The sequence below is a fragment of the Pseudomonas sp. BN515 genome, assembly GCF_029873155.1.
In the GTDB taxonomy this organism is placed as follows: domain Bacteria; phylum Pseudomonadota; class Gammaproteobacteria; order Pseudomonadales; family Pseudomonadaceae; genus Metapseudomonas.
Genome location: NZ_SSOH01000053.1, coordinates 65,666 through 85,053, shown reverse-complemented (window position 1 = coordinate 85,053; position 19,388 = coordinate 65,666). Strand labels below are relative to the sequence as shown.

Here is a 19,388-nt window from a genome sequence, read left to right as displayed (position 1 = left end):
GAATCCAATGCGTGCCTGGTTGTTGGGTGGCTGCCTGTCACTGCTGATTCTGGCGCAGGAGGCCATGGCGGGGACCGTGCTGGTCATCGGCGATAGTATCAGCGCCGCTTTCGGGCTGGAATCAAGCCAGGGCTGGGTCTCCCTGCTGCAAAAACGCCTCGACGAGAAGGGTTACAAGCAGCGCGTGGTGAATGCTTCGATCAGTGGCGACACCAGTACTGGCGGGGTCTCCAGGCTTCCGGGGCTGCTCGCCGAACACAAGCCGGAACTGGTGATCATCGAACTCGGCGGCAATGATGGGTTGCGTGGCCAGCCGCCTGCGCAATTGCAACAGAATCTTGCCAGCATGATCGACAGTTCCAAGGCGCAAGGGGCGTCCGTCCTGTTGCTTGGCATGCGTCTGCCACCCAATTACGGCGTGCGCTACACCACGGCTTTCGCCAATGTCTTCAGCACCCTGGCTGCCGAGAAACAGGTGCCGCTGGTGCCGTTCTTCCTCGAAGGCGTGGGTGGCGTGCCGGGGATGATGCAGTCCGATGGCCTGCATCCGGCGCTGCAGGCCCAGCCGCGGTTGCTGGACAATGTCTGGCCGACCCTGGAACCCATGCTCTGACGCTTTTCCCGAGGCTCGCTTTCGGCTAATGTTGCGCACCCTCCCTGGAGTCCTCCATGCCGCGCCCCGTCTGGTCCCTGTTTGGCTACAAAGTGATAGAGCCCGACGAGCAACTCGACCTGTTCGCTTGCCGCGAAGTGCGCCTGCACCTGGTGGCCCGCCAGCTGGAACTGGGTGGATTCGCCGACCGGACCCTCTGCGGGGGACTGCTGCCAGCCCAGCCCCGCTGGAGTACTCTGGAGCAAGGCCTGCTGCGTGACCGACGCCTGTGCACCAACTGCCGCTCGACCCTCGAGGCCCAGCGGCAGGGGCAGCACTCGGTCTGGTCGGGAGTCTGAGGACTCCCGGCGCGGCTCGCGCCAGTGTAGAATTCCGAGTCTTTTAATCAGTCAGTTTGTCAAGGATTCCCGGATGTTGCCGCGCTTTACAGCCGTCGCCCGTTCCCTGTCATTAGCATCCCTGCTGGTGGCGGGGCCCGTCGCAGCCCTCGAGCTGCCCCTGCCCCCGCCCGGCGAAGACATCGTCGGCCAGGTCCAGGTGATCAAGGCCAAGTACGAAGACACCTTCGCCGATATCGGTGTCGCCAATGACCTGGGCTACCTGGAGATGGTCGCCGCCAACCCCGGCGTCGATCCCTGGCTGCCGGGCGTTGGTACCGAGATCATCCTGCCGACCCGTTACATCCTGCCGCCGGGTCCGCGCGAGGGTATCGTGATCAACCTCGCCGAGTACCGGATGTACTACTTCCCGAAAGGGCAGAATGTGGTTCATACCTACCCGCTGGGTATCGGCCGTGAAGGTTGGGGTTCGCCTATCGCGCACACCACCATCACTGCCAAGACCAACAATCCGGCCTGGTATCCGCCGAAGTCGATCCGCGAAGAACATGCCGCTGACGGCGATCCCCTGCCCACCGTGGTGCCGCCGGGTCCGGACAACCCCCTTGGTCCGTTCAAGTTCAACCTGGGCGTGCCGGGTTACCTGATCCACGGCTCGAACAAGAAGTTCGGCATCGGCATGCGCGTCAGCCACGGCTGCTTCCGCATGCTGAACAACAACGTCCTGGCCCTGGCGGCCATGGCGCCGGTAGGTACTCCGGTGCGCATCGTCAACGAGCCCTACAAGTTCGGCGTCAGCGGCGGCAAGGTCTACCTCGAAGCCCACGCACCGCTGGATGACAATGGCGATCCGTCGGTGGTAGACAAGCACACCGCTGTGATCAATGCGCTGCTAAAGCGTGAGGATCTGGTCAACACCATTCGCCTGGACTGGGACGTGGTGCGTGAAGTAGTTGCGGCCGAAGACGGTCTGCCGGTGGAAATTGCCGAGCCCAACTCTGCAGTTGCGGCAACTGTGCCCAATACCGAGCTCTGAGCGAACTCCCGCGTTAAGAAAGCCCGCTGAGCGAATCGCCAGCGGGCTTTTCTTTTGCCTGCAACTTGGCGTTCATGAAACTCGGGGTAGAGAGACAACGGGATGGAAGAGGGTGGTAGAAAAACGCGGGCAATAAAAAAGCCGACCCGTTTGACCGGGTCGGCTTCACATAGCCCAGAAGGCTATTACTTGCGGCTGGCTTTTTCCAGCATGCGCAGGGCGCGCTCGTTAGCCTCGTCAGCGGTCTGCTGGGCTTTCTGAGCGGCGGCCAGAGCTTCGTCAGCTTTGCGGTAGGCTTCGTCAGCACGAGCCTGAGCGCGAGCAGCTGCGTCTTCAGTAGCAGTCAGACGAGCTTCGGTTTCTTTGGATACGCTGCTGCAACCGGTGGCCAGAACTGCGGCCAGAGCCAGAGCAGAGAATTTCAGAACGTTGTTCATCGTGTTCCCCTTAAGGTGGACATTTCCATAAAGCAATTCCCCGAGCTTGGGAAATTAGCCGGCGTACATACTACCCATAACTTGTAGTAAGTAAACTGACCTTGTGCAAGGCAGGCACATTTTTTTCAGCTTGCCGGCTAGTTCACGAGCAAATAACGAGGTCGCTGATCAAAAAATGGCCAGACTGATTGTTCTTTGATCAGTCGAGTAGGCAAGTGTAGGCCCAAGCCAGCCGTGTGCGCGGAATCCTCCCCATCTTCGGACAGACGTTACTCCGGCCCGGGTACGGATGTTGCCCGCGTTAAAAATTTGCTTTGGAAAGGGAACTTTTTCAGGAATTCGTAAAATATCTTCGCCCATTCAAAGTGTCCGCGTGGTTGTGATTGCTGCCCACTGATAAGCTTGCGCTGCTTCCGATATCCAAGGCGAAGCGCAGACTTCAAGGACGTCACTATGTCGAAGATTCTCAAGTGGGGAGTGCTCGCGGTTCTGGCCGTCGGGTTGATCATCAAGTTGTCGCTCTGGTGGTCGGTCAGATCGATCATGGATGACGCTATCAGCAAGTTGTCGCCGGTGATGGATGTCACCTATGGCGGCATTACTTCTTCTTTCGATGGTCGAGTCGGCCTGGAGAACCTCCAGATTCGTATTCCCGCCATTGGCGATAGCCTGGGAGTGCAACGAGCTGAGCTGAAGTTCAAGAGCCTGGGTGAACTCCTCAGCTTCAAGGAGCGCCTTGCCGAGGGCAAGTTTCCCGAGCAGATGGCACTGAGCCTGAAGGGCATTGCCCTGGAAGTGCACGGACCATTCATGCAGCAGCTGTACAACACGCCGCCCGAGCGCAGCCTGTTCACCGCAATGAGCGAAGTCGCTTGCGGCACCGTGCGTAACATTGGCACCGACGAACTTCTGGAGATGGGTTATCGCACCCTGGAAACGGATGCGGAGTTCTCCTACCTGTTCCAGCCGGGTGCACAGAAACTCAATCTGAACCTGACCTCCGATACCCGCGACATGGGTGAAGTGCGTCTCAGCCTCTCCTTGTCTAACATGCCAGAGACCCCGGGTGATCTGCGGGTGAATCCGCCGCACATGTCCAGCGTGGTCTTCGAACTGAACGACAACCAGTACCAGCGCAAGATCCAACAGTTCTGTGCGGGCAAGCTGGGTCAGTCGCCCGAGGAATACCTGAAAACCGCAGTGCAGAAGTTCGATACCGTGCTGCGCAGCCAGAAGATCGCACTGGGGCAGCCGATGCTCGATGCCTACGGCCGCTACCTGAAGGACCCGCAGTCGCTGCGGGTGGAGCTGACGCCAAGCGAAGGCATGGCGTGGGATGGCTTGCAGTTCTTCGAGCCCAAGGACGTGGTGTCCATGTTGCGTCCGGCGGTGCTGGTGAACCAGGAGCTGGTACAGTCGGTCGAATTTGCCTGGGTCGATCCGACGGTGGCACGAAACGAACCTGTCGGCCTCGAGAAAATCACGGCAACCCAGGAAAACGAAGAAAACGGACGTGCCGTGCAGCAGTATGAGTTCGTCAATGTTGCCGATCTGCCGGGATATGCCGGCAAGCGTCTGCAGTTCATCACCTTCGATGGCGCCTATTATCAGGGCGTATTACACAAGGTGGAGAACGGAAAGGCGTATCTCAGCGTGCAATTCGGTTCCGGCACGGCAGAGATGTTCCTTCGGCTAGAAAAGATAGATAAGGTACGGGTACGGTTTTAGACCCCCTCAGAGGAGTAGTGATGAGCGAGGCATTGTCCATCCACCATGACCAGGCAGGTCATCAGTTCGAGACCACCGTGGACGGTCATCGTGCATACCTGGCCTATATGGACCTGGGTAAACAGACGTTGGACATCTATCGCACTTTCGTGCCGAACGTCCTGCGTGGTCGCGGGATCGCGGCAGCACTGACTGAATCCGCCCTGGAATATGCCGAGGACAATGGTTACACCGTGATCCCGTCCTGCTCCTACGTAGAACGCTACATCGAGCGTCGCCAGCGCCAGTCGCAACATAACGCCTGAGCCGACGCACAATGAAAAACGCCGGGCAATTGCCCGGCGTTTTCGTTTCTATCTGCCGATCAGCGCTGGCGCTTGGGCAGCACGTCCTTGAGCTTGGCGTGCATGCTGCGCAGGGCTTTCTCGGTGGTATCCCAGTCGATGCAGGCGTCGGTGATGGAAACGCCGTACTTGAGCTGGTCGAGATCTTTCGGAATCGACTGGCTGCCCCAGCCCAGGTGGCTTTCCACCATAAGACCGACGATGGAGTTGTTGCCTTCCAGGATCTGGTTGGCGACGTTGTCCATGACCAGGGGCTGCAGGGCCGGGTCCTTGTTGGAATTGGCGTGGCTGCAGTCGACCATGATGTTCGGGCGAATGCCGGCCTTGGTCAGTTCCTGCTCGCAGATGGCGACGCTGACCGAGTCGTAGTTCGGCTTGCCGTTGCCACCGCGCAGCACCACGTGGCCGTAGGCGTTGCCCTTGGTGGTGACGATGGACACGCCGCCTTCCTGGTTGATGCCGAGGAAGCGGTGCGGGCTGGAAACCGACTGCAGGGCGTTGATCGCCACGGTCAGGCTACCGTCGGTGCCGTTCTTGAAGCCGACTGCGGAAGACAGGCCGGAAGCCATTTCGCGGTGGGTCTGGGATTCGGTGGTACGGGCGCCGATGGCCGACCAGCTGATCAGGTCCTGCAGGTACTGCGGGGAGATCGGGTCCAGGGCCTCGGTGGCGGTGGGCAGGCCTTTCTCGGCCAGGTCGCGCAGCAGCTGGCGACCGATGTGCAGGCCGTCCTGGATCTTGAAGGAGTCATCCAGGTAGGGGTCGTTGATCAGGCCTTTCCAGCCGACGGTGGTGCGTGGCTTCTCGAAGTACACGCGCATCACCAGGAAGAGGGTGTCGGACACTTCGGCAGCCAGGCCCTTGAGGCGATCGGCGTACTCGTGAGCGGCCTTGATGTCGTGGATGGAGCAGGGGCCCACGACCACGAACAGACGATGGTCCTTGCCATCGAGGATATTGCGGACCACCTGGCGACCGTTGGCGACGGTGCCCAGGGCTTCATCGGTCAGGGGAATTTCGCGCTTCAACTGCTCCGGCGTGATCAGGGTCTCGTTGGAGGCAACGTTAAGGTCGTCGATCTGTAAATCAGCCATCGTGCTTTTCATCGGTCAGGGTCGTCAGGTCACGGGTGCGGGCCGCCAGCGATCCCCGTTTGGCGGAGAGCACAGCAGTAAAAACGCAGCGGGGACGGGAACCTTAACGCTTTCCACGCGACCTCGACAATGGCGAATGCATGCGTAGAACGTGGAATTTGCACGATTTCAGACCGGGGCGAAGTCCGCCGCATGAAGGGCGATCCATTCCTGCGCCACCTCTTCCGGTGCCAAGGCATGGCCGACGACATTCTCTTGCTGCTTGCGGTACTGCTCGATCAGGCAGATCTGCTCGACCATGCGCGCGCGGAACATGTTCTCTTCGTCGGTGAAGGCGACGCCGATCATGTAGTCCTGCGTCTCTTTGCGGCACCAGGCTACGGTGCCTGAAAAACGCGCCAGCTCGCCCAGCAGCGGGATGAACAGTTCTATGGCGGTGCCGCGCCGAAACGCACGGGCGGAGTTGCACGCTACCCCACCCAGGCTGATATCGTGCAGCCGCTGCAGGGGCAGGTGCCTGCCCTTGCGCGGAACCAGCTCCACGGGCATTTCCGTGGGGTGACGCAGGAACTGACGCATGACCGCGAACTCCCGGAGCCTCGAATCCGGCATTGCCCAAGACACTATAGTGCCCGAGGTGGAATTGTCCGACCTGGACGCCGACCACCGACTGCTCGACCTTCCCGGCACTTCCCTGGTGATCTTCACGAGCACGGGCTGTGCCAGTTGTCGCTGGGCACGGGAGCATCTGCCGCGCGCAGGCCTGCCGGTCGAGCGATTGTGCTGGATAGATGCCGGCAATAATGGTGGGCTGGTGCAGCGCTATGAGGTATTCCACCTCCCTGCGCTGTTTGTGGTCCGAAATGGCGATTTCCATGGCGCGCTGCACTCCAGCCTGCGGCGCGACGATCTGATTCAAGCCCTGGACCGGGCGCTGGCCCGGCCGGCAGAGGAGCTTCCCTAGATGAGTTCAAGCAAACCGCGCATCGGCATCATCGGTACCGGCGCCATCGGCGGCTTTTATGGCGTGATGCTGGCCCGTGCCGGCTTCGACGTGCATTTCCTGCTGCGTAGCGAGTACGACGCCGTGGCCGCGCGCGGCCTGCAGCTGAACAGCGTGGTGCATGGTGCCCAGGCGCTGTTCCCCGCCCAGGCCTATCGCGACGTTGCCGACATGCCGCCCTGCGACTGGCTGCTGGTGGGCGCCAAGACCACCAGCAACGCCGCGCTGGCGCCGGTGATTGCAAAGGCCGCCGCGCCCGGTGCCAAGGTGGTCCTGCTGCAGAACGGCCTGGCCGTGGAGGATGAGCTGCGTCCGCTGCTGCCCGAGTCCCTGCATCTGATTGGCGGACTCTGCTACATCTGCGTGCACCGCTCGGCGCCGGGGGTGATCGAGCATCAGTCCCTGGGGGCGGTAAATCTCGGCTATCACTCCGGCCCGGCCCGTGATGACGAGGAGCGGCAAGCGCTGACGGAGGAAGGTTCGGCCATGTTCAAGGCGGCTGGCATCGATTCGGCCGCTGTCGCCAACCTGGATCAGGCGCGCTGGCAGAAGCTGGTGTGGAACGTGCCTTATAACGGCCTGTCGGTGCTGCTGAATGCCGGCACCACCGCGCTTATGGGGAACGCCGACATCCGCGAGTTGATCCAGGCGATCATGCAGGAAGTGGTGGATGCCGCCACCGCCGTCGGCCACCGCATTCCCGACAACTTCGCCGCCAAGCTGCTGGCTTCCACCGACCGCATGCCCGATTACCTGCCGAGCATGTACCACGACTTCGTACAGAAGCGCCCGCTGGAGCTCGGTGCCATCTACGAAGCCCCGCTGGCCGCCGCCGCTGCGGCAGGCTTCGAGATGCCACGCATCCGCGCGCTGTACCAGGCGCTACGCTTCATCGACGCACGCAACCAGGGCTGAGAGGCGAACCTCCATGGGCAAGGGACTGGGTGACAAGCTGGTACTGGCGATTTCGTCGCGGGCGCTGTTCGACCTCGACGAAAGCCATCGGGTCTACGAGGCGGAGGGCATAGAAGCCTACCGTCAGTACCAGATCGAGCACGAGGACGAGGTGCTGGAACCCGGTGATGCCTATCCGCTGGTGGAAAAACTGCTCGGGCTGAACGAACAGCTCGGCCAGCAGCGGGTGGAGGTCATCCTGGTATCGCGCAACAGCGCCGACACCGGCCTGCGCGCGTTCAATTCCATCCAGCATTATGGTCTTGGCATCTCCCGCGCGGCCTTCGTTGGCGGGCGCAGCCCGGAGCCATACCTGCGCGCCTTCGGTTGCCACCTGTTCCTGTCCACCCACGCCGACGACGTTCGCCGGGCACTGCAGAGCGGCTTTGCCTCCGCGACCATCCTTTCCGGCGGCCCGCGCCGGGCGGCGAGCAATGAGTTGCGCATCGCCTTCGACGGCGATGCGGTGCTCTTCTCCGATCATTCCGAGCGCATCTACCAGGCCGGTGGCCTCGAGGCCTTCCAGGCCCACGAGCGCGACTCGGCCCGCGAACCGCTGGATGGCGGCCCCTTCAAACCCTTCCTCTCGGCGCTGAACCGGCTGCAACAGGAGTTCCCGCCGGATGCCTGTCCGATTCGAACGGCGCTGGTGACCGCGCGCTCGGCGCCGGCCCACGAGCGGGTCATTCGCACCCTGCGCGAGTGGGATATCCGCCTGGACGAATCCTTCTTCCTCGGTGGGCTTGAAAAGGCCTCTATCCTCGAAACCTTCGGCGCGGATGTGTTTTTCGATGATCAGGCCGGGCACTGCGAAAAAGCCCGCGATGTAGTGGCTACTGGGCACGTGCCCCATGGCGTGAGCAACGAATCGCAGTTGTGACTAAGCTCTGGTGAGGCCAGCCAAGCAAGGCGGTAGGAGGCCTCATGATTCGCTCCATTCTCTATGCCACGGACCTCGGTCTCTATGCTCCCTACGTTCTACAACACGCTTTGTCCCTCGCCAGGGCCTACAACGCCCAACTCTATGTAGTGCACGCGGTCGAACCTCTGGGTCTGTTCGCCGAGTCCGTGCTGCAGACCTATCTCGATGACGACACCCTGAAAGAACTGCGGGCCAAGGGGCTTGGCACCGTCATGTCGAGCATCGAGCAAAGGGTGCTGGAGGGCTTTCGCGACGAAATGGGTGAAGCCGTCCAGGACCTCGACATGATCCGCGCCGTGCGGGTGGTCCAGGGCGATCCGCCGCTGGTCATCCTCGAAGAAGTGCAGAAGCTTTCGGTGGACCTGCTCGTGGTGGGGAGCCACAGCCACGGGACGCCGCTGGAGACGCCGCTGGGCCGTACCGCGGCTCGACTCGTCCAGTTATCCGAGGTGCCGGTGTATCTGGTGCCGATGCTCCAGCATCGTGGACGCAACGACTTCTGACCGCCGCTGGTCGCTCGTTGTGCAAAGCAGAAAAAAACGTCTAGTTTTATTCAGCAAACCATTAATATGGTTATAAACGCCGTCGACATCCTGCGGCGTAATCGCTTTGAGGATTGCCTATGAAGCTCCAGCAATTGCGCTACATCTGGGAAGTGGCGCACCACGACCTCAACGTGTCCGCCACTGCGCAAAGTCTCTATACGTCGCAGCCGGGCATCAGCAAGCAGATTCGCCTGCTGGAAGACGAGCTGGGCGTCGAAGTCTTCGCCCGCAGCGGCAAGCACCTCACCCGCGTCACCCCGGCCGGCGAGCGCATCATCACCACCGCTGGCGAAATCCTGCGCAAGGTCGAGAGCATCAAGCAGATCGCCCAGGAGTTCTCCAACGAGAAGAAGGGCACCCTGTCCATCGCCACCACCCATACCCAGGCGCGCTATGCACTGCCGCCGGTGATCGGTGGCTTCATCAAGCAATATCCCGACGTTGCCCTGCACATGCACCAGGGCACCCCGATGCAGATCGCGGAAATGGCCGCTGACGGCACCGTCGACTTCGCCATTGCTACCGAAGCACTGGAACTCTTCGGTGACCTGGTGATGATGCCGTGCTACCGCTGGAACCGCTGCGTCATCGTTCCCCAGAGCCACCCGCTGGCCAAGCTGCCCAAACTGACCCTCGAAGCCCTGGCCGAGCATCCCATCGTGACCTACGTGTTCGGTTTCACCGGCCGCTCCAAGCTGGACGAAGCCTTCAGCCATCGCGGCCTGACCCCGAAGGTGGTGTTCACCGCCGCCGACGCCGACGTGATCAAGACCTACGTGCGGCTGGGACTGGGCGTGGGCATCGTGGCCAAGATGGCGGTGGACGCCAAGCTCGACAGCGACCTGGTGGTACTGGATGCCAGCGAACTGTTCGAAGCCAGCGTGACCAAGATCGGTTTCCGTCGCGGCACTTTCCTGCGCGGATTCATGTGCGACTTCATCGAGAAGTTCGCCCCGCACCTGACCCGCGACGTCCAGGCCAAGGCCGTGCAGTGCCATAACAAGGCTGAGCTGGATGAGCTGTTCCATGATGTGGAACTGCCGACTTACTAAGTCATTTGGCAACGAAAAAAGCCCGGCGGATGCCGGGCTTTTTTATGGGCGGTGCCAATGAATCATGAGGCTGGAACTGTTGGGTTTCGCTGTGCTCTACCACAACCTGCCGGCCCCCTGAGAGCTTTCGTAGGTTGGGCTGAGTTCCGCGAAGCCCAACGCTTTGGCTGCAAGCTACGACGATTGATCGGGGGCGGAGGCTTGCAGCACATCACGGACGAAGGCCAGGAACACGGTGTAGACCTGCTCGCGTCCGTCGTCGTGACGCACCACGAAGAAGGGCGCGGTATCCACGCCGTAATGCTGTGCTGCCATCCAGCCGGCGCTGGCCGGGTTGCGCTCGTCGGCCACGAGAATGCGGTCGATCCGGCCCAAGTGGCCGTCGCGCTCCAGGCGTTCCATCACATCCCGGCATTTGCGGCAGTCCTGGCCATCGGCCAGGACTTTCTTCACCAGGGTGATGCGCATGGCTCAGGCCTTGCTGATCAGGTTGCCGGCGTGCAGGCCGCATTCCTTCTGGGTGGCTTCTTCCCACCACCAGCGGCCTTCGCGTTCGTGCTGGTTCGGCAGCACCGGGCGGGTGCAGGGTTCGCAGCCGATGCTGATGAAGCCGCGCTCGTGCAGCGGGTTGTAAGGGATCTCCAGCATGCGGATATAGGCCCAGACTTCCTCGCTGGTCATCTGCGCCAGCGGGTTGAACTTGTACAGCGGCTTGTCCGGGGTGGAGAAGGCGCCGTCCACTTCCAATACCGCTACCTGGGAACGGGTGCCCGGGCTCTGGTCACGGCGCTGGCCGGTGGCCCAGGCCGTCACGGTGGAGAGCTTGCGACGGAGCGGTTCGATCTTGCGGATGCCGCAGCATTCGCCGTGACCGTCCTTGAAGAAGCTGAACAGGCCCTTTTCCTTGACGAAGGGTTCCAGCAGGCGCGGGTCCGGCGACAGCACCTCGATGGCGATGCCGTAGTGTTCGCGCACCTGCTCGATGAAACGGTAGGTTTCCGGGTGCAGGCGGCCGGTATCCAGGCTGAACACCTTGACGTTCTTGTTCAGTTTCCAGGCCATGTCCACCAGCACCACGTCTTCGGCGCCACTGAAGGAAATCCACAGTTCGTCGCCGAAATGCTCGAAGGCGAGCTTGAGGATGTCCTGGGGGGACTTGCTGGCATAGCTCGCCGCCAGTTCGGCGACGTCGAAGGGTTGGCTCATCAGGCAGGCTTCCTTATAGGAGTTGGCGCTGGGCGCGCTCTATGGCGCGCATCTTAACAAAGGGCGGATATGCCCCTAAATAACCATGAGGAAGTACCACTGCTGCGTTTGGGTATAAGCCTCGCGTTGCGTGGTCCCGGGCGAGCCGCTAGAGTGCCGCCTCCAATCAAAAAAGCCATGCGGGGAAATTGCTCGTGGAAATCGCCTGTCTCGACCTTGAAGGTGTACTGGTTCCGGAAATCTGGATCGCCTTCGCGGAAAAAACCGGAATCGAAGCGCTGAAGGCGACCACCCGGGACATCCCGGACTACGACGTGCTGATGAAACAGCGTCTTCGCATCCTCGACGAGCATGGCCTGAAGCTGGCCGACATCCAGGAAGTGATCGCCACCCTGAAGCCCCTGGACGGCGCCGTCGAGTTCGTCGACTGGCTGCGTGAGCGCTTCCAGGTCGTCATCCTTTCCGACACCTTCTACGAATTCTCCCAGCCGCTGATGCGCCAACTGGGCTTCCCGACGCTGCTTTGCCACCGTCTGATCACCGACGACACCGATCGCGTGGTGGACTACCAACTGCGCCAGAAGGACCCGAAGCGCCAGTCCGTGCTCGCCTTCAAGAGCCTCTACTACCGCGTGATCGCCGCTGGCGACTCCTACAACGACACCACCATGCTCAGCGAGGCCCATGCCGGCATCCTGTTCCATGCCCCGGAAAACGTGATCCGCGAATTCCCGCAGTTTCCGGCAGTGCACACCTACGAAGACCTCAAGCGCGAGTTCATCAAGGCCTCCAGCCGCCAGCTGAGCCTCTGAGCCTCCCGCCCATGAAAAAGCCCGCGAAAGCGGGCTTTTTCATTTCTGCTCGCGGGTAAAACCTGTAGGGGCGATTTCAATCGCCAAGCAGGCCGCAGGTCTGCCTTTTCGGACTTCCAGGGGTCAGCTTCGCCGACCTTGGCGAATGAATTCGCCCCTACAAGGACTCAGGCGCTCATTTCTTCCAGCGCCGTCATCAGCACCTTCACCTTGGTGATGGACTCCCGGTACTCCTCCTGCCAGTCGGAGTCGGCGACTATGCCGCCGCCGCCCCAGCAACTGGCCTGGCCGTCCTTCACCAGCACGGTGCGGATGGCGATGGAGCTGTCGAGCTCGCCACGCACGTCCAGGTAGAGGAGGGAGCCGCAGTAGATCGAGCGGCGGTTGGGTTCCAGTTCGTCGATGATCTGCATGGCGCGGATCTTCGGGGCGCCAGTGATGGAACCGCCCGGGAAGCTGCCAGTAATCAGGTCCAGCGCGTCCTTGTCGTCGGCCAGGCGGCCGGTGATGGCGCTCACCAGGTGATGCACGTTGGGGTAGCTTTCCAGCGCGAACAGCTCGGGCACCCGCACCGAGCCGATGGCGCAGCTGCGCCCCAGGTCGTTGCGGAGCAGGTCCACGATCATCAGGTTCTCGGCGCGGTCCTTGCGGCTGGCCAGCAGCTCATCGGCCTGGGCGCGATCTTCGTCGGGCGTGCGGCCGCGTGGGCGGGTGCCCTTGATCGGGCGGGTTTCCACCTGGCCCTGGCTGACCTTGATGAAGCGTTCCGGCGACAGACTGAGAATGGCGCCACCGTCATCCAGTGCCTGGTAGCCGGCGAAGGGGGTCGGGCAGGCCGTGCGCAGGGCCTGGTAAGCGGTCCAGGGGTCTCCCTCGCAGGGGGCCTGGAAGCGCTGGGTGAAATTCACCTGGTAGCAGTCGCCCGCCTGGATGTACGCCTGCACCCGCTCGATGGCGCTGCGGTAGCGCTCTTCCGTCAAGTTGGCGCTGAACGGTGCCCGCAGGCGGAAGGGGGCGGACGAAGGCTGCGCCGGCTCGCTGAACAGGGCGATCAGGCGTGCGCGCTCGGCTTCTCCAAGGCTGGGGTGGAACACCAGTTGGCTGGTGCGCAATTGGTGGTCGCTGACCAGCGCCCAGGCATAGAGGCCCAGTCGAGCATCCGGCAGTTGCAGGTCGTCGATGGCCTGTTCCGGCAATTGTTCCACCCGGCGGCCGAAGTCATAGGCCAGGTAACCGATCAGTCCGCCGACGAACGGCAGCTCGATTCCCGCAGGAAGACTGGCTTCGCCGAGGCTGGCCAGAGCCTTCCGCAGGCGCTGGGCGAAGTCGTTGGCCGATTCGCCCGGTGTTGCTGCAAATGCTGCCAATGGCCAGGCGCTGAATAGGTCATAGCGTCCACGCTCGGCGACCGGGCGGCCAGCGTCCAGCAGCACGGCGCCCGGCGCCTGGCGCACCAGGGCAAAGCGTTCGCAGGGAGATTCTTGATAGGGAAGGACGTGTAGATGGCAGTCAGGCATAGGGGCGGCGCGGGCAGGATGCAGGAGCGGATTCTAGTCTGCCTGTAGTGTCGATCCTAGAGCCTTTTCTGACGTTTACGTAGGAAAAGCATTCTGTTACTTATGTACCAATCCCACGGAGATGTACCTCCGATCCACAACGATAACGACATAAGGGATTCAGGCAGTGGACGCAGTTCTCAACCCCGCAGCCGGTAGCCGCCAGCGCTCCAAGCTCGTAACACCCCAGGCATCCGCCGATTACCTGCCCAGGTCCCAGGTTCAAGCCGCCTTGGCCGCCCATCCCCATGCTCGCCTGCTGCTGTTCTCGGCCCCCGCCGGGTTTGGCAAGACCACCGCCCTCGCGGCCCTGGCCGAGCAGCGCCGCACTACCGGGAGCGCAGTGGCCTGGTTCTCCCTGGAGGCCGAGGACGACGACCCCGCGCGTTTTTTCCTGCAACTGCTCAAGACCCTCGGCGAAGCCGTGCCCGGCCTCGGCGATTACGCCCGTGGCTACCTGCAGAACACCATGCAGGTGCCGGTCAACGCCGTGCTGGAAAGCCTGCTGGTGGACCTCGCCCAGCACAATGCTCCGCTTCTGCTGGTGCTGGACGACCTGCACCTGCTGAAAGACCCGGAACTCTTTTCCGCCCTCGGCCGCCTGGTGCGCCTGGCACCGGCCAGCTTCACCCTGGCGGTCGGCAGCCGCTCCCTGCCGCCGCTGAACCTGGCCACCCTGCGTGCCAAGGGCTGGCTGCTGGAAGTCGGCCTCGACGAGCTGCGCCTGTCGGCCGAGGAAACCCGCGACTACATGGCCCGCACCGGGCTGCAACTGGATGATGCCGTACTGACGGCACTTCACAGCCATACCGAAGGGTGGGCGATTGGCGTGCAGCTGGCGAGCCTCTGGCTGCGCCACCAGCCCCAGGCCAGCGAGCAGATGGAATGCCTGGGCAGCGACCAGGCCACCGTGGGCCAGTACTTGCTGGCCAGCGTCTTCGAACACCTGCCGGCCGACCTGCAGGACGCCCTGTTGGCCCTGGGCATCGCCAGCCAGCTCAGCGGCGACCTGGCCAACGCCCTGACTGGTCGTCACGACGGCCAGGCGCTGCTGGAACGGCTGGAAACCATGCAGCTGTTCCTCCTGCCACTGGATCGCGAGCGCCAGTGGTACCGCTTCCACCATCTGTTCGCGGACTTCCTGCGCAGCCGGCTCAAGGCCCGTGATCCGGAGCGCCTGAAGCAACTGCACTTCAACGCCAGCCTCTGGTTCACCAACCACCACATGCAGAACCTCGCCATCGAGCACGCCAGCCTCGCCGAGGACCCCGAGATGCTGGCGGCGCTGGTGGACGGCTGCGGCCTGGAACTGATCAACCGTGGCCAGCTGAACAAGATCTATCGCTGGCGGCAGAAGGTGCCGGACGAGATCGCCGAGCGCTATCCGACCCTGGTGCTGGCCGATGTCTGGAACCGCGCCACCGAGATGGCCCTGCCCGAAGCCAACCAGATGCTCGACGAGGTGCTGGCGCGCTGGGGCGGCGCCCGTGCCGAGACCCAGCTCAGCGACAAGTACCTGGCCACCCTGGCGGTGAAGGCCGCTCTTGCCCTGCAGAAGGACGACCTCGAACTCTGCGTGACCATTGCGCGGAGGGTCGAGGCCCAGCTCGGGCGCAACCAGGCCTTCCTCGAAGTGGCCATCCTGGTGATCGGTGCCATGGCGCTGGTGACCCTTGCCCAGCCGGACCAGGCGCGGCGCCTTCTGGCCCTCGCGCAGCAGCGCAACCACTTCCTCGAAGGCCGCTACCTGGACATGCAGCTGGCCAACGTGGAAATCCTCCTCGCCCTGGAGCAGGGCCAGGTGAAGCAGGCGCAAATGCTCTTCGACCAGATGCGCTCCCAGGTCATGCCGCACCTGGCCGACAAGTCCCGCGCCATGGCGCTGCCGGTCATAGTCGAGGCCCTGATCGCCTATCAGCAAGGGCGTCTCGACGGACTGGAAGAGCGCCTTGGTGCGGCCCTGACCAATATCGACGTCATCCGACCGATCGACATCTATGCCCAGGGCATGCTGTTCCTCGCACGCATCCAGCGCATGCAGGACAAGCCCAAGGAAGCCCAGGCCACCCTGGTGCTGATGCAGAATCTCGCCGCGCGCAACCAGTCCTGGCGCTTCTACGCCCGGGCGGTGGCCGACGAGATTTCGCTGATGCTTCAGGAGCCCGGCACCGACCGCGTCAAGCGGGCCGAGCAGCGCTTCAAGGGGGTGGACTGGAACAAACTGGCCAGCGGTAGCACCCACCAAGGCGCCAACTCGGCACTCTGGGTACAGGGCCTGATTCGGGTGCGATTGCAGCAAGCCCGTGGCCACTTCAGCGAGGCCCTGCACGAAATCACTCAACTGCGCAGCAAGCTCCAGCCCAACTGGCACGGCCTGCAGCGCCTGCGCCTGGACCTGCTGGCGGCCCTCAGCTACCAGCGCCTGGGCTACCAGGAGCGGGCCCACAGCCTGCTGGTGCAATGCCTGCTCAGCGCCGAGCGCGAAGGTGTGCGCAGCCTGTTCATCGAGGAGGGCGAGGCGATTCGGCAATTGCTCCAGCAGCTGGAGTCGGCCGAACGCCAGCCGGCGCTGCAGGGGTTCATCCGCGACCTGCTGGCCTCCTGGCCGGGACAGGACGCGCGCAAATCCCTGGATGTGCTCGAAGAGGGCCTCACCGACCGCGAGCGCGAGGTCGTCTGCCTGGCCGCAAAGGGGCTTTCCAACGAAGAGATCGGTCAGCAGCTGGCCCTGGCGCTGGGGACCGTCAAATGGCACCTGCACAACATCTACGAAAAGCTCAAGGTGCGTAACCGGACCCAGGCGATCCGGCGTGCCCGCGAGCTGGGGCTGCTCGAATCATGACCGACCTCAGCCTGTCACGTCCGCACCAGATTCCCCTGCTACGCACCAAGCTGTTCCCGGCCGACGCCGGTGGCCGTCCGGTGTTGCCGCGCCGTGCCCTGATCGAGCGCCTGAAGCTCGCCCGCCAGCGCCGTGTGCTGGTCCTCAGCGCCCCCGCCGGGTTCGGCAAGAGCACCGTGCTCAGCCTGTTCCGCCAGCAGCTGCAGGCTGATGGCGCGCATGTCGCCTGGCTCTCCTGCGACGAGGCCGACAGCGAGCCGCTGCGCCTGCTGCAATACCTGGTCGCCGCCGTGGATGCCGCCTTGCCCGGTTTCGGTGGCAACACCGTCGGGCTGCTGCAAGGCGAGGTGAACTGGCCAATCGAAGCGGTGATCGACGCCTTCGTCGGCGACCTCAAGCGCATCGACGGCGACCTCTACCTGATGCTCGATGACTTCCATCGCATCCGCCACGTCGCCCTGGACCAGGGCGCGCGCTACCTGATCGAGAACCTGCCGGCCAACGTCCACCTGGTCAGCAGCACCCGCTTCACGCCGCGCATGCTGTTCAGCGAATCGGAGTCCCTGCTGCTGAAGGCGGAAGACCTGCGCCTGACCCTCGAAGAGACCGAGGCGTACTTCCGTGAAGTACGCCAGCTGCCGCTATCAGGCAGCGACGTACGCCTGCTGCACGCCCGTACCGAGGGCTGGATCACTGCGCTGCATCTGGCGAGCCTGGCGCTGGCCCGGCACCCGGACCGCGCGGCTTTCCTCGCCAGCCTGAGCGGTACCGAGCGCAATATCGCCGACTACCTGACCGAGGATGTGCTCGACAGCCTGCCGCCGCCGCTGCAGCAATTCCTCGAACAGACCTCGGTGCTGGACGATTTCTGCGCCGACCTCTGCAACGCCCTGACCGGGCGCCGCGACGGGCTCGACATGCTGATGCGGTTGCAGCGCGAGCAGCTCTTCATCATTCCCCTGGACGAGCAGGGCGAGTGGTTCCGCTACCACCACCTGTTCGCCGAATTCCTCCAGGGTCGGCTGGCGCGCCAGACCGACACGGCGACCCTGCTGCACGCCGCCGCCCGCTGGTGCGAAGCCCACGACATGCCGGACCGCGCCATCAAGTACGCCCTGCGTGGCCGCGACTTTGCCTTCGCCGCGCAAATGCTGGAGCGCCAGGGCGCGCGCCTGATCGCTGGCAACCGCGTGTACGGCATTCTTTCGATGCTCAAGGAAGTGCCTGCCGAGGTCATCCGCGAGCATCCGGTGTTTCAGATCTTCTATGCCTGGCAGTTGGCTTTCGAGCAGCGTTTCGCCGAGTCCGAGGCGCTGATCGAGGAAGTCAGCACGCGCCTGCTGCAAGGGCGCGGCAAGGTGATCCACTTCGGCCTCGGCGAACTGCTGGCGGCCTCCCAGGTGCTCAAGGCCCTGGTGATGCTCTACCAGGACAAGCTCGAGGCCTGCCTGAAGGTCGCGCGCCAGTGGCTCGCCATGGTGCCGGACAACCAGCCGGTGTTCCGCGCCAGCCTGGCCTGCGTGCAGGCGGCGGCCTATGCGCTGATGGGCGAATTCGGCGAGGCCGCCAAGGCCATCGCCGTTGCCCGCGACAACCTCAAGCTGGTGGACAGCGAATACCTGCACGTCATGACCAGCCTGATCGAGGCGCTGATCTGCAAGGAAAGCGGCGAGCTGGAACGCGGCCGCGCCATCGCCGAGACCGCCCGCGCGCGGGTGGAGCGGGTGTTCGGCCGGCGCAGCCGGGTAGGCGGACCGTTGGCCCTGGCTTATGCCGACCTCCTGTACGAGCAGGATCGCCAGGCGGCGATCCTCGCCGAGCTGCCGCTCGCTACTACCTGGCGTGATGTGGCGACCCCGGTGGAACTGATCAGCCGCGGCCAGTTGGTGATGGCGCGGGCGCGCTTTTTCGCCGGGGAACCGGAGCAAGCGCTGGTCCAGCTCGACGAATGGCTGGCTGGCTTGCAGGGCGCGGGCTATGAGCGGGTCTTCGCCCACGGCATGGCGTGCAAGGTGCAGTTCCTGCTCTGGTTGCGCCGGCCCAACGAAGCCGAGCGAATCTGCCTGCAGCTGCAGCAGCACCTGTCCGTGCTGCCACTGGCGCGTTACTCCGACGCTCACACTGCGTTGGCCCTCACCGAAGCGCGTCTCGCGCTGACCGAGCGCCGCCCCGAACGGGCACAGGCCAGCCTGGAGAATTGCCTGGCGCGGCAGCAGGACGAGCACCAGCGTGACCGTCGCCTGCGCCTGTCGCTGTTACTTTCTGTGGCGTACTGGCGCAAAGGTAACAGCGAGAAGGCCTTCAACCTGTTCCAGAACACCCTGGAAGAAGCCTGGAATCGCGGCTATCGCCGGCTGTTCCAGGACGACGCGCTGTGGCTATTGCCGCTCTGGGATGCCTGGCGCACCGCCGAACCCAAGCGCGCCGGCGCCTGGCAAGGGGTGGCCGAGAGCCTGCGCGAACAGTGCCGCCGGCTTTCCGTGGATCCTGAAACTTTCGATGAAAATCAAGATGTTAGCCACCGTGAGCGGGAGATCCTGCGCTACGTCGCGGCCGGTCTTTCCAACCGCGACATCGCCCAGGCGGTGCACCTGTCGGAGGCCACCATCAAGTGGCACCTGCACAACCTGTTCGCCAAGCTCGGGGTGCGTAGCCGTACCCAGGCGGTATTGAAAGGCAAGAGCATGGGCCTCTTGAGCGAGGCCTGAGGTGGGGAGCCCAACTGCCCTCCATCCCTTGGATGGGCTGGCAGCGGGGGAGGGGCTCAGTAGTTTTGTTCCCAGGTCGAGAAGCATGGTGCTTCACGAATCCTCGCCGGATGCACTTAGGGAAGCAGTGTCCGGCCAGGAGATCGGCGTGAGCCGGTCCAACTGCCGATGACAGGAGTCGACGGCAGGCCCTGGGGC

General features: G+C 63.3%; 19 protein-coding genes. 13 read left to right on the top strand and 6 right to left on the bottom strand.

Annotated elements, in window-relative coordinates; genetic code table 11:
- Window positions 1-7: 7 nt before the first annotated feature.
- From E8E91_RS13910 to E8E91_RS13900, 3 genes are all read left to right on the top strand, one after another.
- Window positions 8-613: an arylesterase gene (locus tag E8E91_RS13910; RefSeq protein ID WP_280376231.1), complete on the top strand. Its 606-nt coding sequence runs from the start codon at window positions 8-10 to the stop codon at window positions 611-613.
- A 56-nt stretch (window positions 614-669) separates the two neighbouring features.
- Window positions 670-951: a hypothetical protein gene (locus tag E8E91_RS13905; protein WP_280376230.1), complete on the top strand. Its 282-nt coding sequence runs from the start codon at window positions 670-672 to the stop codon at window positions 949-951.
- Window positions 952-1,024: 73 nt separating this feature from the next.
- Complete coding sequence (locus E8E91_RS13900) at window positions 1,025-1,987, top strand: L,D-transpeptidase family protein (protein WP_280372200.1); 963 nt, start codon at window positions 1,025-1,027, stop codon at window positions 1,985-1,987.
- A gap of 185 nt (window positions 1,988-2,172) precedes the next feature.
- Here the strand turns inward: E8E91_RS13900 and oprI are convergent, their stop codons facing one another.
- Complete coding sequence (gene oprI / locus E8E91_RS13895) at window positions 2,173-2,424, bottom strand: outer membrane lipoprotei OprI (protein ID WP_003448337.1); 252 nt, start codon at window positions 2,422-2,424, stop codon at window positions 2,173-2,175.
- Window positions 2,425-2,877: 453 nt separating this feature from the next.
- Between oprI and E8E91_RS13890 the strand changes: the two genes are divergently transcribed.
- Both E8E91_RS13890 and E8E91_RS13885 read left to right on the top strand, forming a co-directional pair.
- Window positions 2,878-4,152: a hypothetical protein gene (locus E8E91_RS13890; RefSeq protein WP_280376229.1), complete on the top strand. Its 1,275-nt coding sequence runs from the start codon at window positions 2,878-2,880 to the stop codon at window positions 4,150-4,152.
- 20 nt (window positions 4,153-4,172) lie between these two features.
- Window positions 4,173-4,457, top strand: a complete 285-nt coding sequence (locus E8E91_RS13885) for a GNAT family N-acetyltransferase (protein WP_190828087.1) — start codon at window positions 4,173-4,175, stop codon at window positions 4,455-4,457.
- Window positions 4,458-4,516: 59 nt separating this feature from the next.
- On the opposite strand, the gene E8E91_RS13880 is transcribed toward E8E91_RS13885, so the two are convergent.
- Together E8E91_RS13880 and E8E91_RS13875 are read right to left on the bottom strand one after the other, a co-directional pair.
- A complete protein-coding gene (locus tag E8E91_RS13880; protein ID WP_280372202.1) occupies window positions 4,517-5,590 on the bottom strand; it encodes a 3-deoxy-7-phosphoheptulonate synthase in 1,074 nt (357 codons plus the stop codon).
- Between the two features lie 168 nt (window positions 5,591-5,758).
- Complete coding sequence (locus E8E91_RS13875; protein ID WP_280376228.1) at window positions 5,759-6,169, bottom strand: PilZ domain-containing protein; 411 nt, start codon at window positions 6,167-6,169, stop codon at window positions 5,759-5,761.
- On the opposite strand from E8E91_RS13875, the gene E8E91_RS13870 reads away from it, so the two are divergent.
- The 5 genes from E8E91_RS13870 to cysB all read left to right on the top strand — a co-directional run bounded on the left by E8E91_RS13870 (window position 6,168) and on the right by cysB (window position 10,066).
- Window positions 6,168-6,554: a thioredoxin family protein gene (locus E8E91_RS13870; protein WP_190828083.1), complete on the top strand. Its 387-nt coding sequence runs from the start codon at window positions 6,168-6,170 to the stop codon at window positions 6,552-6,554. The genes E8E91_RS13875 and E8E91_RS13870 overlap by 2 nt on opposite strands.
- Window positions 6,555-7,508, top strand: coding sequence for a putative 2-dehydropantoate 2-reductase (locus E8E91_RS13865; protein ID WP_280376227.1), 954 nt, complete (start codon window positions 6,555-6,557; stop codon window positions 7,506-7,508).
- A gap of 13 nt (window positions 7,509-7,521) precedes the next feature.
- Window positions 7,522-8,427, top strand: coding sequence for a 5'-nucleotidase (locus E8E91_RS13860; protein WP_280372206.1), 906 nt, complete (start codon window positions 7,522-7,524; stop codon window positions 8,425-8,427).
- 44 nt (window positions 8,428-8,471) lie between these two features.
- Complete coding sequence (locus E8E91_RS13855) at window positions 8,472-8,972, top strand: universal stress protein (protein WP_151134420.1); 501 nt, start codon at window positions 8,472-8,474, stop codon at window positions 8,970-8,972.
- 119 nt (window positions 8,973-9,091) lie between these two features.
- Window positions 9,092-10,066 (top strand): HTH-type transcriptional regulator CysB, encoded by a 975-nt coding sequence (gene cysB, locus E8E91_RS13850; RefSeq protein ID WP_190828077.1) that lies wholly within the window; start codon window positions 9,092-9,094, stop codon window positions 10,064-10,066.
- Window positions 10,067-10,240: 174 nt separating this feature from the next.
- On the opposite strand, the gene E8E91_RS13845 is transcribed toward cysB, so the two are convergent.
- Together E8E91_RS13845 and E8E91_RS13840 are read right to left on the bottom strand one after the other, a co-directional pair.
- Window positions 10,241-10,534, bottom strand: coding sequence for a hypothetical protein (locus E8E91_RS13845; RefSeq protein ID WP_280376226.1), 294 nt, complete (start codon window positions 10,532-10,534; stop codon window positions 10,241-10,243).
- A gap of 3 nt (window positions 10,535-10,537) precedes the next feature.
- Window positions 10,538-11,272 (bottom strand): phosphoadenylyl-sulfate reductase, encoded by a 735-nt coding sequence (locus E8E91_RS13840; protein WP_190828073.1) that lies wholly within the window; start codon window positions 11,270-11,272, stop codon window positions 10,538-10,540.
- A gap of 194 nt (window positions 11,273-11,466) precedes the next feature.
- On the opposite strand from E8E91_RS13840, the gene thrH reads away from it, so the two are divergent.
- The gene (gene thrH / locus E8E91_RS13835; protein ID WP_280376225.1) at window positions 11,467-12,084 is read left to right on the top strand and encodes a bifunctional phosphoserine phosphatase/homoserine phosphotransferase ThrH; all 618 of its coding nucleotides are present in this window, start codon (window positions 11,467-11,469) and stop codon (window positions 12,082-12,084) included.
- Window positions 12,085-12,251: 167 nt separating this feature from the next.
- On the opposite strand, the gene pabB is transcribed toward thrH, so the two are convergent.
- On the bottom strand, window positions 12,252-13,601 hold the full coding sequence (pabB, locus tag E8E91_RS13830) for an aminodeoxychorismate synthase component I (protein ID WP_280376224.1): 1,350 nt from the start codon (window positions 13,599-13,601) through the stop codon (window positions 12,252-12,254).
- A gap of 166 nt (window positions 13,602-13,767) precedes the next feature.
- On the opposite strand from pabB, the gene E8E91_RS13825 reads away from it, so the two are divergent.
- Together E8E91_RS13825 and E8E91_RS13820 are read left to right on the top strand one after the other, a co-directional pair.
- Window positions 13,768-16,482 (top strand): LuxR C-terminal-related transcriptional regulator, encoded by a 2,715-nt coding sequence (locus E8E91_RS13825; protein ID WP_280376223.1) that lies wholly within the window; start codon window positions 13,768-13,770, stop codon window positions 16,480-16,482.
- Complete coding sequence (locus tag E8E91_RS13820; RefSeq protein ID WP_280376222.1) at window positions 16,479-19,190, top strand: LuxR C-terminal-related transcriptional regulator; 2,712 nt, start codon at window positions 16,479-16,481, stop codon at window positions 19,188-19,190. Before E8E91_RS13825 ends, E8E91_RS13820 begins: the two co-directional genes overlap by 4 nt.
- The last annotated feature ends 198 nt before the right edge of the window (window positions 19,191-19,388 follow it).